A 13,346-nucleotide genomic window follows, 5' to 3' on the forward strand; every position below is an offset into this window, starting at 1 on the left:
AAGAGAGACTGCCTAAAACCGTTAGGCAGTCTTTTTTTCGTTAAGAACTAGTCACAAGTAAAGCATGCGGATGTTGCGTTTTATATTCATCTTTCCACGGAATGTTTAGTTGTTCCCACGATTCGCCGCTATCATTGGATTGAAACACACCGTTGTTATTTAAAGTGTAAAACGTATGTGGTTCGGCTTCGTTTGTCGCAAACATCGAAATGACTGTACCGATTGCTGATGGTAGTCCTTGCTGTACTTGCTGGAACGGAGTATCTTTCGTTTTACGATAAATATAAGATTCATAAGGTATACGGTGATGAGCGAGATCAGCACTCGGTGCGGCAGAAACGAGAATCGTATTGCAATCAGCTGGATCGATAGCCATGCTATATAAATAATGATGTTCAAGTCCTTCACTGCATGATATCCAGCTGTTTCCACTGTTATAACTTTCAAGGTATGCGCGATCGGGTCCGCCCATAAATCCGTCACCACATGATGCGTAAAGGCGATTTGGGGCTTCAGGGTGCATAAGTAATTGATGAGCATCGATAGGAGCACCAAATTTTTTATCAATCCATGTATGTCCTTTATCGTTACTTTGAATAACAGCACCAGCTTCAATTGAAACATGGATTGTATTCGGATTGTTTGGATCAACTGTAATCCAGCGTACGTGATGAGTAAAAGGTCTAGGCGGGAAAGCCCACGTATAAGAAGATAATAATGATTTCATATTTTTAAGTTCAGTCCACGTTTCACCACCATTTTCAGAACGGAATAAAGCGCTCGGTTCTGTGCCGACATAAACGACGCCATAGCCGTTCACTTGTTCATTAGGGCTTATCGTAATGGAAGTAATAGAAGAGTGTAGAATACCATCTTCTTTTGGAAAATCAAAGTAACGATAAGAATCTCCAATTGGTCTCCATGAATCTCCGCTATCGTCACTTAACCAGAGACCTCGTCCAAATGTTCCGCAATATACACGGTTTTGTTGGAATGGATCAACGACGATACAGGTAGGTTGCATATTTTGTAAGTGATACGCTGTTTCAAAGCTACCGTATTGTTCTTTTACTACAAGTAGTTCACGCTCCATACAGAGAAATAATCTTTTCAATTTTGTCCCCTCCTCAAAAATTCTTTCTTTAGTAAAGAATATGAAAATAAAAAAGAAGTAGTCTTGTTTTTGCTTGAGAAAAAGGACTTGTTTAAAAAATAGCGAAGTGTGTATACAGAAGGAAGTGGTTGTTTACGGACAGTTAATCGGGGATAAAGGGAGTGAGTTTGTTTCATACTAACATACAGATATTGCACTTAAAGGAGCATTCGTATGGGACACTCACATGATCATGGTCATTCAAAAAATAAAAAGGCGTTACTAATTGCCTTCGTATTAACGACAAGTTTTATGATTGCTGAAGTTATTGGAGGATTTGTAACAAATAGCTTAGCACTATTATCTGACGCGGGGCATATGTTAAGTGATGCGGTATCCTTAGCGCTAAGTTTACTTGCGTTTAAGCTTGGAGAAAAAACAGCAACAACTGCGAAAACATACGGGTATAAGCGAGTCGAAATGTTAGCGGCATTATGTAACGGTGTCGTTCTTATTGTCATTTCAGTATACATTTTTATTGAAGCAATTCGCCGTTTTAAAGAACCAGTTGAGATTGCTAGTAATGGGATGCTTATTATTGCTGTACTTGGTCTGCTTATTAATATTTTATCAGCTTGGATATTAATGAGAGGCGGAGATGTGAAGGGGAATTTGAATTTAAGAAGTGCTTTCTTACACGTATTAGGCGATCTATTAGGATCAGTCGGAGCAATTATTGCAGCGCTATGTATTAAATTTTTCGGATGGACTGCTGCAGATGCGATTGCTAGTATTCTTGTGTCTATTTTAGTCATTATTAGTGGGTGGCGTGTGACACGTGATACGGTTCATATATTAATGGAAGGTGCACCGCAGCACATAAATGTTGAAGAAGTAAAAAATACATTATTAAATATTTCGGTTGTAAAAGAAGTTCATGATTTGCACATATGGTCTGTCACATCTGATTTTCAAGTATTAACTTGCCATTTGATTATTAAAGAGAATGAAACGCAAAGCGTATTAAAAGAGGCTACGGATGTATTGAAGGAGAAGTTTCATGTAGAACATGTCACCATTCAAGTAGAAATAGATGGTGAATTTAATCATAGTGGGACAACTTGCAAAGTATGAAAGAAAAAGGATAAGAAAATGTGTCATAACATTTTTCGCACGGCATACATATATATAATGTGGCCACAAATACTTTGTAAGGTAAATATTTCATGAAATTACTTTACTTATAAAGAGTCATCTTTTATAATCAAAAGTGGTAATTGATAAAGATTATCATTTTCAATGATCGTAGAAAGGAGTTTTTTAAAAGATGAGTAGTCAACTCCGTTTTGCTGTTGAAAATCGTAAGAGGCATTTAATTGATGAGTTAATTGGAGCAGGTGTGTTTAAGATTCGCGACCGACAATTATACGAGCTGTCTTTAGAGGAATTGGAAAAAGAGTACGAGGACATGGAAGATTATGCAGATATTCAGGCATAGCTATATAGATTAGTAAAAGGTGAGCTGGTTACGATTTTGTGTAACCAGCTCTATTATTATTTTGTAGAAATTATTTTTTGTATTTCTCTCATTGGACGGAGCCAGTTTTGAGACATCATTTGTTCCATTTGTTTTTCGTCCTGCTTCTGCAGTGCTTGAATGATAGAATGATGTTCTTCAATAGATTGACTTGCTGGAACAAAGTTTTGGAAAAACAAATATTCAAGGCGTAAAACGTGAAGTTGCATATTTTCTAAAAAGGGTTCAATATATTGGTTTTTAGCAATAGAAGAAATTGTATTGTGAAATTGTATATCTAGTTTTAAAGCTTGTTTTGCGTTTTTTTCCTCTATAGAGCGCTGAAAATCATCATTTATTTCAGAAAGTAGCTTCAAATTAGCGTCTGTAATGTTTTGAAGTGCTTGCTTTCCTATAATAGAGTGAAGACCAGCCATCGTTTCATAAATGATAGGAATGTCGTCTAACTTAATAGGAGCAATTTTTGTTTTTTGCCCAGGTACCATTTCCACTAATCCAGAAAGCTCTAATATTTGAAGTGCTTCTCTTACAGGTGTTCTGCTTACTCCTAGTGCTTCAGCCAGTTCCCCATCATTAATTTTTTCATCAGGCTGCAGTACACCTTCAATAATCCAATCTTGTAGTTGATTTAAAACGATTGATTTTGCTGAAACTCTTCCTTGTTTTTTATAATTTTGAGGGATAGGCATAGTGAATTCAATCCTTTCATTGTATATTTTCCGTTTTTTCATGAACAAGCTTTAATTCGGGTTTCCCTTCATCCGGTTTTTGGCTTAAGATAAGCACCATTACAATGACACAAAAAGCGCCCAATAACTGAAAAGATTGAAATGGTACGTGTAATATAAGTACAGAAGAAATAATAGCTGCGAGTGGTTCTGTACAACCGAATAATGTCGTTTCTTTCGGAGTCAGGTATCGTATGCTGTCTAAGTATAAATAAAATGCAATAAGTGTCCCGAAAATGACGACAAATGTGATAAGCGGTAGGGTACTTAGTTTTACATATTTCATAGTTGATAATAAAATGAATTCTTTTGTAGAAATAAAGTGTAGTAATGTTACACCAATACCCCCAATAATCATGCCCCATCCAACGATAACAGAAGAAGACCATCTATCTAGTAATTCCTTTGAATATAAACTATAAAAAGCAAGAGATAATCCAGATAAAATTCCCCAAATAATAGCTGGTGTAGAAACAGCCAAGTTATGAACAGACCCGTTTGTTAGCAAGAGGAAAGTTCCTACTAATGAGAGGGCAATTGAAATAAAATCAATTTTTGATGGACGAACGTTCCATTTGAAAAGTAAGTATACAGTGATAAATATAGGAGCTAAATATTGTAATAGTGTTGCGACGGCGGCATTGCCTTCTTTAATAGAAGCAAAATACGTGTACTGTACTGCAAGCATACCGAATAGGCCAAACAATACCATTTTATAAGCATCAGATCTTTGTTTCCATATGCCGAATATTTCTTTTTTTCTCGTTCCGAATGCCGAAATAATGAGCAAGATAATACCGGATATAAGCAATCGAATAGTAACTAACCATTCAGTAGAAACGTGTTCATATTGGAAAAGTTGTTGTGCAGCTGTCCCGGACAATCCCCATAAACAAGCCCCAATTATAACCATAATGATTCCTTTTAAGCGATTTGGATCCATAAGGTATATAGTCCTCCTTTCAAAAATATATATTGGATACAATATGCAATATATCACGTAATGGAGTGTAAATAAACTGAAATTTCTAATTGAAACCATTTTTTATTAAGAACGATGAACTTTTTATATGGTAAAATATTCTAGAAAGGTTGGTGGTAATATGCTAGCGGGATTTTTGGTTTGTTTATTTGTTGGATTACTTATAATTTTTTTAGGATATCAAATACATGTGAAAAAGCGATTGTTTTTGTTGGCAGGTTATCAGGAAGAAACGTTTGTTGGAGATAAAAATAAATTAGCGAAGCTTTCAGGGATGTTTTCCTATATAGTCGGAGTTAGTACAATAATATTACCATTTGGCCTAGAAAAAATAGGTGATGTGGTTGGGATCGTATATACTGCATTAGTTGTTTTAGGTACAATTGTGTTTATTATTAAAGCGAATCTTTTGAATAAGAGTGCTATAAAGTAGAAAAGGCTTCATTTTACGGAAGCCTTTTTGTTGTTGATTATGAAGTGTAAGTAAAAGCTGGAATAGGATCAACAAATGTATTCCAGTTTTGTTCCATTTCTTTTTCTGTTAATAGACAATCATCTAATGATTGTTCAATCAGAGAATGATTCATATCAATGCCGATAAATACGAGTTCACTTACTCGATCTCCGTATCGTTCATCCCAATTTTTCAATACTTCAGGTTCTTCTGTAAGGACTTGTTTTCTTTCGTTTTCGGGTAATGCTGCTATCCATTCGCCGGCTCCTTGAATTGTAATAGAGGAACCTGCTTGAGATAGAAGCCCTATCATATTATTACGAGATGCGAGCCAGAAAAAGCCTTTCGCTCTTACAACATCTACAGGCCATTTTTCTAGCCAATTCATAAGGCGTTCAGGATGGAAAGGGTATTTACGACGGTATACAAAGGAATTGATACCGTATTCTTCCGTTTCGGGTGTGTGATGTTCACTATTTAATTCTTGCATCCAGCCCGCTGATTGACTGGCTTCCTCATAATTGAATAAATTTGTATTTAAAATTTCTTGCAGTGGTACGTTGCTAAATGAAGACTCAATAATTTTTGCACTAGGGTTTAGTCTCTTTAGTAAATGATGGAGTTCTATCACATCTTCTTTTTCTAGTAGGTCTACCTTATTAAGGATAATTACATTTGCAAACTCAATTTGATCTATTAATAAATCAATAACTTCTCGTGTATCATTTTCATCAATTGCCTGTTTTCGGTCTAGTAGACTTTCTCCATCTGCAAAATCATCCCAAAATCTATTTGCATCTACAACTGTAACCATCGTATCGAGGCGACAATTTTTCGTTAAATCAATGTTAAGAACGTCGTCTGTATAAGTAAAGGTTTGGGCAACTGGAATCGGCTCACTTATACCGGAAGATTCAATAACTATATAGTCAATATCACCGTTTTTAACAAGCCGATTCACTTCTATCATTAAATCTTCTCGTAGTGTACAACAAATACAACCATTTTGAATTTCTACTAGTTTTTCCTCTGTGCGTGAAAACCCACCTTTTTTTATAAGGGACGCGTCAATGTTTACTTCACTCATATCATTAACGATAACAGCTACTTTTAAGTTGTTTTTATTAGTCAAAATATGATGCAGTAAAGTGGTTTTACCAGCTCCTAAAAATCCACTTAATACAGTAATAGGTATTTTTTTCATGAAATAATCTCTCTCCTTTAAATCGTAATGATTACGTTTTATATTAAGGGATAAAAAATAAAAAATCAACAATAAATCATAATGATTACGATTTAAGAATAGAAATAAACTATAAAATTTGTGTTGTAGTAGTGTAGGGCATTTGGACAAGCATACGATTTAATATGAATAAAGTGGGGGGATAATGTTGGTCTTTAATAGAGCTTCAAAAGAATTAATAGGAATAGTCCTTATTGCTATTTTTCTTTTTTTATTATTTTTTGTAGATTTTACAAGTTTAGCAAATTTACATAAAGGTATGCCAAAAGAATGGTTGAATATGAATACGGTGTTTTTAAGTATTATATTTGAAGCAATACCCTTTATTTTATTAGGGGTAATTGTTTCTTCTCTCATTCAAGTGTTTGTGACAGAAGATATGATTCAAAAAGTAATGCCGAGATCTCCAATTGTTGCAATGATTCCAGCAGTATTTGTGGGAATTATTTTTCCAATGTGTGAATGTGTCATTATACCAATCGTAAGAAGACTTATTCAAAAAGGACTCCCTTTTCATATAGGAATTGTAATTTTACTGAGTGCACCTATTATGAACCCGATTGTTCTTTTATCTACCGTATATGCATTTCAAAAAAATGATGTAATTGTATATGCACGCTTTGGGATAACAATTTGTGCGGCGCTATTAGTAGGGCTAATTGTGTATTATTTCTATCGCGGGAAAAATGTTTTAAAAGATATAAAGGAACCGATTCAAAAAAAAGAAAAAAGGGGCTGGAGGAATGTTGTGAATCACACTGTAGATGAGTTTTTTGATACGGGTAAATATTTGTTGGTTGGTGCTTTTTTTGCGAGCGTATTTCAAACATTTTTTGATCGAAATGTACTTGATACAGTGGCGCATAATGAAGTGATTTCCCCAATTATTATGATGGGATTGGGCTATGTTTTATCCATTTGCTCAGCAGCAGATGCATTTATAGCGGCATCTTTTGGACATGTTTTCTCTGTAAAAGCACTTCTCGCATTTCTTGTGTTTGGGCCTATGCTTGATATGAAAAATACGTTCATGCTATTTGCGTATTTTCAAAAGAGATTTGTATTCTTTTTGATTGGAATTATTATTTTATCGGTGTACACAATTGTGCAAATTACAACGTTATAGGAGGTGTGAAGCAGTGGAGAAGAAGGAACAGAAGGCCTATCATCGCTATATTCGTGGCATTATATTAATTGGTTTAGCAATGCTCTTATTTAAACTACTTGTAACAGGGAATATTTATAATTTTATCGCTCCAAAAATGATTAAATTTACGTATATAGCTTTTGTAGTAATTTTACTTCTTGGTTCGTTACAGGTCTGGGGAGATGAGAGAGAGGAACAAGATAATTGTTGTGTGCATCATAGGGAATTGAAATTGGGGCTGAAACGATACTTTGTATATGTTTTATTTGTTGTTCCAATTATTAGCGCTTTTCTATTTGGCGGTGTAACAATTGACGGAAGTTTAGCGGGGAAAAGGGGTATGAATCAAAGTGTACAGGCGAGAAGTATGGAAAAGAACGAAAAAGAGGGAATACAGGCAAATTTTGATTGGAAAGAACAAGATGAAACCTCGAATTTAAAAGCGAATGATCAAGTGGAATCACAATTAGAAAAAAGTATGTTAGGGCAACGAGAAATACAAGTAGAGGATAAGGATTATGTACAGACAATGAATGCAATTGGCCAAGATGTAAATGGGTTTAAAGGGAAAGAAATTACATTCTCAGGATTTATATATAATGATAAAGATGTGACGGGTGATAAAGCGGTAGTGGCGCGATACGGTATAACTTGTTGTATTGCGGATGCATCAGTCTGGGGAATGATTGTTGCAGGGGAAAACGTAAAAAAGCTCCCGGAGGAAACATGGGTGAAAATAACAGGTTTGTTAGATGAAACGACATATAAAGGCACACTATTTCCACTTGTCAAAGTAAGCAAAGTAGAGAAAATCAATACGCCTACAGATCCATATGTATATGATGCTTTACCTCAATAAGAAAGAGTAAATTCTTCATCTTTTTATGAAATAAAATCATAATTACAATGATAAAAAAATAAAGATAAGAGTAATTTGGTTTGTTAAAAATATATGTAGAAGGAGAAATGTGATGAACTGGGTTACTCATAAACCAACATTTGAATTTGACAATTATAGTCATATTATTCGGGCACAATCTGCGTGGAGTGGACATTTAGATTTTGCATATGATTTAGTACGATTTGAAAAACCAGAAACTTTGGTTGAGTTAGGTACACATCTAGGCGCTTCTTTTTTCAGCTTTTGTCAGGGGGTAAAAGATGGTGGGCTAGCTACGAAGTGTTTTGCTATAGATACTTGGGCTGGAGATGGGCATACAGGTCCATATGGAGAAGGCGTTTTTCAAATAGTAGAAAAAGTGGTGAGCGATAACTACCTTAATATAGGGAATTTGATTCGTTCTACTTTTGATGATGCTGTAGATCAGTTTCAAGATGAAACAATAAATCTTTTGCATATTGATGGCTATCATACGTATGAAGCTGTTTCTCATGATTATAGAACGTGGTTACCTAAAGTCGCGAAAAATGGTATTGTATTATTTCATGATATTGAAGTTAGAAGTGGTGATTTCGGCGTGTATAAATTTTGGAATGAGGTCAAAGCGCAGCATCCTCATTTTCAGTTTGAGCATTCATATGGACTCGGAGTGTTATTTCCGAAAGGTTGTAGCGATAAGTTTGTTGAAATACTTAAAAATAAAGACGAAATACAAAATATGTATAAATAAAAGTGGAGCATGCATCATTTTAATGATGTGTGCTTTTTTTGTGGAGAAAAATGGTAGTCCTTAAAAGGTGAGGATAATAGTAAAAAAATTTGTTATGACAAATATTAAAAAAGTTATTCTTGAATTGTTCTATCTAAATAAAAATGTAACATTTTTTATATTTTCCATTGCGAAAAGTAACATCTACTTTTACAATAGAAAAGGTGTCCAATATATTATACTGGAAAAATAAATCGAAATAATATGAAAATTTTGTTTTGTCTTCGCTAATTGTATATTACATACATGTAAGACGACATACGTCATGTTATCGACTTGTAAGGAGAGAAAAAAATGAAAAGTGTAAGATTACCATCGATGCTAGAAATCATAGTTCTTTTATTACTATTTCTCGCTGTTGTCTTTTCCTTCCAAACGATTTTTGATCTCCCAATTCAATTAGCGCTATTTATTTCATGGTTTTTAGTAATTGCGCTTGGATTAAGATTAGGATTTCGTTATCAAGAATTGCAAGATGCAATTACGAAAGGGATTTCTAACGGATTAGAAGCAATACTGATTTTAGTTGCAGTAGGTGCTTTAATTGGAACTTGGATTGCAGGTGGCGTTGTACCAACATTAATCTATTATGGATTAGAGTTTATTCACCCTAGCATATTCCTATTAGCAACATTAATTATTTGTTCGATAACTTCTATCGCGACAGGAACATCATGGGGAACAGTTGGAACAGCAGGTATTGCTATGATGGCGATTGGTGAAGGGCTTGGCTTACCACTTCCACTTGTTGCTGGTGCAGTTCTTTCAGGAGCTTATTTCGGCGACAAATTATCACCACTTTCTGATAGTACAGTTCTTGCAGCTTCTATGGCAAAAGTAGATGTTATTGCTCACGTTCGAGCTATGCTCGTATTAGATGTTCCGGCTTATATTATTACTAGCATTATGTTTACTGTAGCTGGTTGGATGTACGGCGGCGATAATGTAGACTTGAATCGAGTAGAGTTTTTAAAAGAAGCTTTATTAAAGGAATTTGATATTAAAATATGGATGCTTGTTCCGGCGGTCATTGTTATTGCTTTATTAGCGATGAAGAAACCTTCTATGCCAACAATTGCAATGGGAGCTTTAATTGGTGCAATTTGGGCAACTCTTTTCCAAGGAATGAACTTTGGAGAGGCGATTGGAACAGCGTATAACGGATTCTCAATTCAATCTGGTGTTGAATTTGTTGACAAGTTATTAAACCGTGGTGGAATTAACGGTATGCTTGGCTCAGTAGCCGTTATTATTTTCGGTTTAGGATTTGGTGGATTACTTGAAAAATTAGGTGTTTTAAAAGTAATCGTATCAAAATTCGAAAAGAAATTAAATTCTGCAGGTAATGTAACATTGTCTACATTAATCGTGGCATTCTTAGCAAATATATTTGGTTGTGCGATGTACGTATCACTAATTTTAACACCAAAAATCATGGAAGATAGCTATGATAAATTAAAAATAGACCGACGTGTATTAGCGCGTAACTCAGAAGTAGGTGGAACGCTAACTTCAGGTATGGTTCCATGGTCTGATAATGGTATTTTTATGGCTGGTATTTTAGGTGTAGCAACGTTCTCATATGTTCCGTTTATGTGGTTAAGCTTTGTTTCATTAATCTTAGCAGTTATTTACGGATATACAGGCAAATTCATTTGGTATGTGGATGATGCAGATAAAGGAAAGCAAGCATCATAAAATGAAAATCACCTTCTACAACATGTAGAAGGTGATTTTTTTATTTGGTAATAGTATTTGCTAAAGTTATTTCGTTCTCATATTTAGCAATTTTTTGTTGTATCTTTTTTAAGTTTTTTTCAGTGTCTTGAATGAGCTGTAAGACATTGGCCTCCTGTTGTTTCATTAATTCCAACCGTTGAAGGATAGTAGGTTCTCCCTCCATAGACCAGTCGATAAATTGTTTTATTTTTTGAATGGGCATACCGGTGTTTTTTAAGCATAAAATCATTTCTAAATATTTCAGTGCTTCTTCGTCAAAAACTCGATCTCCTTTTTCATTTCTTTGAAGAAAAGGGAACAGTCCTTGTTTATCGTAATAACGTATTTGAGAAATAGTTAAGTGTTGCATTTTGGCGACTTGACCGATCGTATAATACATAGAATTCATCCTTTTACTACCAAGTTATAATTCCATCTTTATTTAGTATTTTACCATTATAGTTTGTTTCACTTAATGCATATTTAATAATAATTTTAGCACTTTCATTGGTTGTATGGCCACCTGGGGAATTATCATTAAGGTCAGTAGTTGTAAAGCCGGGAGTTACTCCGAAAATTTCTGGGCCGTTCGTACTAAATTCTTTACTAAAAGCTAATGTTAAAGCATTAATAGCTGTTTTTGAAGAATTATACCCTAATGCATTAATTGGATGTGTTTCACCGTTAGCAAACATTGTTAATGAAGCCATGTCAGTTGTTACATTTATAATTTTACTGTTGCTTGATTTCTTTAATAATGGTAAAAAGGCTTGCACCATTTGGAATGTTCCGAAAAAGTTAACTTCAAATCCTTGGCGTAAAGTTTCAATATTTAATTCACTAGGTAGCGTATGGAAGTCGAGTGCTATGCCTGCGTTATTGATTAATAAATCTAATTGGTCAGTCGTTTCGTGGATTTTCTTGATTGCTTCTTGAATGGATTGAGCACTAGAAATGTCTACTTGAATATAGGAAACGTTTGGAACATGTAAGGATTCTACAGCTTGTTGACCAAGTTGTTTATTACGAGCGCCTAAAAATACGTGATAATCTTTTTCTGCTAATTGACGAACAATTTCATATCCAATGCCTTTATTCGCACCTGTTATGAAAGCATATTTTTTCATATTGAATTCCTCCAGTATTGTTATAGTAGGTTACAAAGGAAAGGATACAGCCTAAACTTAAGTTTAGGTCAAGAGGAATTTTTAAAAATAAATATAAAATATCTATATATATGAGTGAGAATTCTTATCATTTAAGAGGAAGTCTGTTATTATAAGAAATGTAGGTATTTTATTTTCAAGGGGATGAAAAAATGGAGTACAGAATTGAAAGAGATACAATAGGAGAAATAAAAGTTCCAGCTGATAAATTATGGGCAGCACAAACACAACGTAGTAAAGAAAACTTCCCGATTGGAACAGAGCAAATGCCGCTTGAAATTGTAAAAGCATTTGCCATTTTAAAGAAGAGTGCAGCACTTAGCAATCAAAAATTAGGAAAGCTATCAGAAGAAAAAGCAGAAGCAATTGTGGCAGCAGCTGACGAAGTGATGGCAGGGAAATGGGATGAACATTTTCCGCTTGTCGTATGGCAAACGGGTAGTGGTACACAGTCAAATATGAATGTGAATGAAGTAATTGCAAATCGAGGGAATCAGATTTTGAAAGAGAAGGGATCTGACGTACATATTCATCCGAATGATGATGTGAACATGTCTCAAAGTTCAAATGATACATTTCCAACAGCGCTTCATGTAGCATGTGTAATTGCAGTAGAAAATCACGTATTACCAGCAATTATGAAATTAAAAGAAACGTTAGCAGAAAAAGTAACTGCATTTGAACATATTATAAAAATTGGTCGTACACATTTACAAGATGCGACACCGTTAACATTAGGGCAAGAAATTAGTGGATGGCACCGTATGCTTGAAAAAACAGAGCGTATGATTGCAGAGAGCAATACATATATGAAAGAGCTTGCGATTGGTGGTACTGCAGTTGGAACAGGTATTAACGCTCATCCTAAATTTGGTGAGATGGTATCTGAGGAAATTAGCCAATTTACAGGTAAGCAATTTATTTCTGCACCAAATAAGTTCCATGCATTAACGAGCCATGACGAAGTTGTATATACACATGGTGCATTAAAAGCATTAGCAGCGGATTTAATGAAAATCGCTAACGATGTGCGCTGGCTGGCAAGTGGTCCACGTAGTGGTCTAGGAGAAATTATCATTCCGGCAAATGAGCCAGGAAGCTCTATTATGCCAGGTAAAGTAAATCCAACGCAAAGTGAAGCGTTAACGATGGTTGTAGCGCAAGTGATGGGAAATGACGCAACAATTGGATTTGCTGCGAGTCAAGGTAATTTTGAGTTAAACGTATTTAAACCTGTTATTGCATATAACTTCTTACAATCCGCTCACTTATTAGCAGATGCAATTGTTTCATTTAATGATAATTGTGCAGTTGGTATTGAAGCTGATGAAGAAGTAATTAAAGAGAATGTGAATCGTTCATTAATGCTTGTAACAGCATTAAATCCGCATATCGGATATGAAAATGCAGCGAAAATTGCGAAGCATGCTCATAAAGATGGGTTAACTTTAAAAGAAGCAGCATTGCAATCTGGACTACTAACAGAAGAACAATTTGATGAAATTGTCGATCCTAAAAAAATGATTGCTCCGAAAGAATAATAGAAGAAGCCAAGGTTCTTAGTATAGAAACTTGGCTTCTTTTATTATTCTTTTTATGTTTCATCC

At 34.8% G+C, this 13,346-nt stretch carries 14 protein-coding genes; 8 read left to right on the forward strand and 6 right to left on the reverse strand.

What is annotated here, in order from left to right:
* Positions 1–40: 40 nt before the first annotated feature.
* Positions 41–1,114 carry a WD40/YVTN/BNR-like repeat-containing protein gene (locus tag KZZ19_RS08535; RefSeq protein ID WP_237982388.1) on the reverse strand — a complete coding sequence of 358 codons (1,074 nt, stop codon included), beginning with the start codon at positions 1,112–1,114 and terminating at the stop codon, positions 41–43.
* A gap of 213 nt (positions 1,115–1,327) precedes the next feature.
* Here KZZ19_RS08535 and KZZ19_RS08540 point away from each other — a divergent pair, with 213 nt between their 5' ends.
* Positions 1,328–2,227 carry a cation diffusion facilitator family transporter gene (locus tag KZZ19_RS08540; protein ID WP_237982389.1) on the forward strand — a complete coding sequence of 300 codons (900 nt, stop codon included), beginning with the start codon at positions 1,328–1,330 and terminating at the stop codon, positions 2,225–2,227.
* A gap of 193 nt (positions 2,228–2,420) precedes the next feature.
* On the forward strand, positions 2,421–2,591 hold the full coding sequence (fbpA, locus tag KZZ19_RS08545) for a Fur-regulated basic protein FbpA (protein WP_000098301.1): 171 nt from the start codon (positions 2,421–2,423) through the stop codon (positions 2,589–2,591).
* Positions 2,592–2,647: 56 nt separating this feature from the next.
* Here fbpA and KZZ19_RS08550 read toward each other — a convergent pair whose 3' ends face one another.
* Positions 2,648–3,319, reverse strand: coding sequence for a GntR family transcriptional regulator (locus KZZ19_RS08550; protein ID WP_237982390.1), 672 nt, complete (start codon positions 3,317–3,319; stop codon positions 2,648–2,650).
* 16 nt (positions 3,320–3,335) lie between these two features.
* The gene (locus tag KZZ19_RS08555) at positions 3,336–4,301 is read right to left on the reverse strand and encodes a DMT family transporter (protein WP_237982391.1); all 966 of its coding nucleotides are present in this window, start codon (positions 4,299–4,301) and stop codon (positions 3,336–3,338) included.
* A gap of 160 nt (positions 4,302–4,461) precedes the next feature.
* On the opposite strand from KZZ19_RS08555, the gene KZZ19_RS08560 reads away from it, so the two are divergent.
* Entirely contained in the window at positions 4,462–4,773 is a 312-nt protein-coding gene (locus KZZ19_RS08560) for a DUF3784 domain-containing protein (protein ID WP_237982392.1), read from the forward strand.
* 37 nt (positions 4,774–4,810) lie between these two features.
* Here the strand turns inward: KZZ19_RS08560 and KZZ19_RS08565 are convergent, their stop codons facing one another.
* Complete coding sequence (locus KZZ19_RS08565; RefSeq protein WP_237982393.1) at positions 4,811–5,998, reverse strand: GTP-binding protein; 1,188 nt, start codon at positions 5,996–5,998, stop codon at positions 4,811–4,813.
* Between the two features lie 187 nt (positions 5,999–6,185).
* On the opposite strand from KZZ19_RS08565, the gene KZZ19_RS08570 reads away from it, so the two are divergent.
* The 4 genes from KZZ19_RS08570 (at position 6,186) to nhaC (ending at position 10,552) form a co-directional block, all read left to right on the forward strand.
* Entirely contained in the window at positions 6,186–7,163 is a 978-nt protein-coding gene (locus KZZ19_RS08570; RefSeq protein WP_237982394.1) for a permease, read from the forward strand.
* A 13-nt stretch (positions 7,164–7,176) separates the two neighbouring features.
* Complete coding sequence (locus KZZ19_RS08575) at positions 7,177–8,043, forward strand: TIGR03943 family putative permease subunit (protein WP_237982395.1); 867 nt, start codon at positions 7,177–7,179, stop codon at positions 8,041–8,043.
* A gap of 112 nt (positions 8,044–8,155) precedes the next feature.
* On the forward strand, positions 8,156–8,815 hold the full coding sequence (locus KZZ19_RS08580; RefSeq protein ID WP_237982396.1) for a class I SAM-dependent methyltransferase: 660 nt from the start codon (positions 8,156–8,158) through the stop codon (positions 8,813–8,815).
* 333 nt (positions 8,816–9,148) lie between these two features.
* Positions 9,149–10,552: a Na+/H+ antiporter NhaC gene (gene nhaC, locus KZZ19_RS08585; protein WP_088095914.1), complete on the forward strand. Its 1,404-nt coding sequence runs from the start codon at positions 9,149–9,151 to the stop codon at positions 10,550–10,552.
* 40 nt (positions 10,553–10,592) lie between these two features.
* On the opposite strand, the gene KZZ19_RS08590 is transcribed toward nhaC, so the two are convergent.
* Together KZZ19_RS08590 and KZZ19_RS08595 are read right to left on the reverse strand one after the other, a co-directional pair.
* Positions 10,593–10,973, reverse strand: a complete 381-nt coding sequence (locus KZZ19_RS08590; RefSeq protein WP_237982397.1) for a MerR family transcriptional regulator — start codon at positions 10,971–10,973, stop codon at positions 10,593–10,595.
* A gap of 16 nt (positions 10,974–10,989) precedes the next feature.
* Positions 10,990–11,700: an SDR family NAD(P)-dependent oxidoreductase gene (locus KZZ19_RS08595; protein ID WP_237982398.1), complete on the reverse strand. Its 711-nt coding sequence runs from the start codon at positions 11,698–11,700 to the stop codon at positions 10,990–10,992.
* A 191-nt stretch (positions 11,701–11,891) separates the two neighbouring features.
* On the opposite strand from KZZ19_RS08595, the gene fumC reads away from it, so the two are divergent.
* Entirely contained in the window at positions 11,892–13,280 is a 1,389-nt protein-coding gene (gene fumC / locus KZZ19_RS08600; RefSeq protein WP_237982399.1) for a class II fumarate hydratase, read from the forward strand.
* Positions 13,281–13,346: the final 66 nt, after the last annotated feature.

Source organism: Bacillus thuringiensis (assembly GCF_022095615.2).
In the GTDB taxonomy this organism is placed as follows: Bacteria; Bacillota; Bacilli; order Bacillales; family Bacillaceae_G; genus Bacillus_A; species Bacillus_A cereus_AG.

What these genes read in the sequence shown, in the direction of transcription:
- KZZ19_RS08540 (WP_237982389.1), top strand. Translation starts at nt 1,328, where the DNA reads ATGGGACACTCACATGATCATGGTCATTCAAAAAATAAAAAGGCGTTA.
- fbpA (WP_000098301.1), top strand. Translation starts at nt 2,421, where the DNA reads ATGAGTAGTCAACTCCGTTTTGCTGTTGAAAATCGTAAGAGGCATTTA.
- KZZ19_RS08550 (WP_237982390.1), bottom strand. Translation starts at nt 3,319, where the DNA reads ATGCCTATCCCTCAAAATTATAAAAAACAAGGAAGAGTTTCAGCAAAA.
- KZZ19_RS08555 (WP_237982391.1), bottom strand. Translation starts at nt 4,301, where the DNA reads ATGGATCCAAATCGCTTAAAAGGAATCATTATGGTTATAATTGGGGCT.
- KZZ19_RS08560 (WP_237982392.1), top strand. Translation starts at nt 4,462, where the DNA reads ATGCTAGCGGGATTTTTGGTTTGTTTATTTGTTGGATTACTTATAATT.
- KZZ19_RS08565 (WP_237982393.1), bottom strand. Translation starts at nt 5,998, where the DNA reads ATGAAAAAAATACCTATTACTGTATTAAGTGGATTTTTAGGAGCTGGT.
- KZZ19_RS08580 (WP_237982396.1), top strand. Translation starts at nt 8,156, where the DNA reads ATGAACTGGGTTACTCATAAACCAACATTTGAATTTGACAATTATAGT.
- nhaC (WP_088095914.1), top strand. Translation starts at nt 9,149, where the DNA reads ATGAAAAGTGTAAGATTACCATCGATGCTAGAAATCATAGTTCTTTTA.
- KZZ19_RS08590 (WP_237982397.1), bottom strand. Translation starts at nt 10,973, where the DNA reads ATGTATTATACGATCGGTCAAGTCGCCAAAATGCAACACTTAACTATT.
- KZZ19_RS08595 (WP_237982398.1), bottom strand. Translation starts at nt 11,700, where the DNA reads ATGAAAAAATATGCTTTCATAACAGGTGCGAATAAAGGCATTGGATAT.
- fumC (WP_237982399.1), top strand. Translation starts at nt 11,892, where the DNA reads ATGGAGTACAGAATTGAAAGAGATACAATAGGAGAAATAAAAGTTCCA.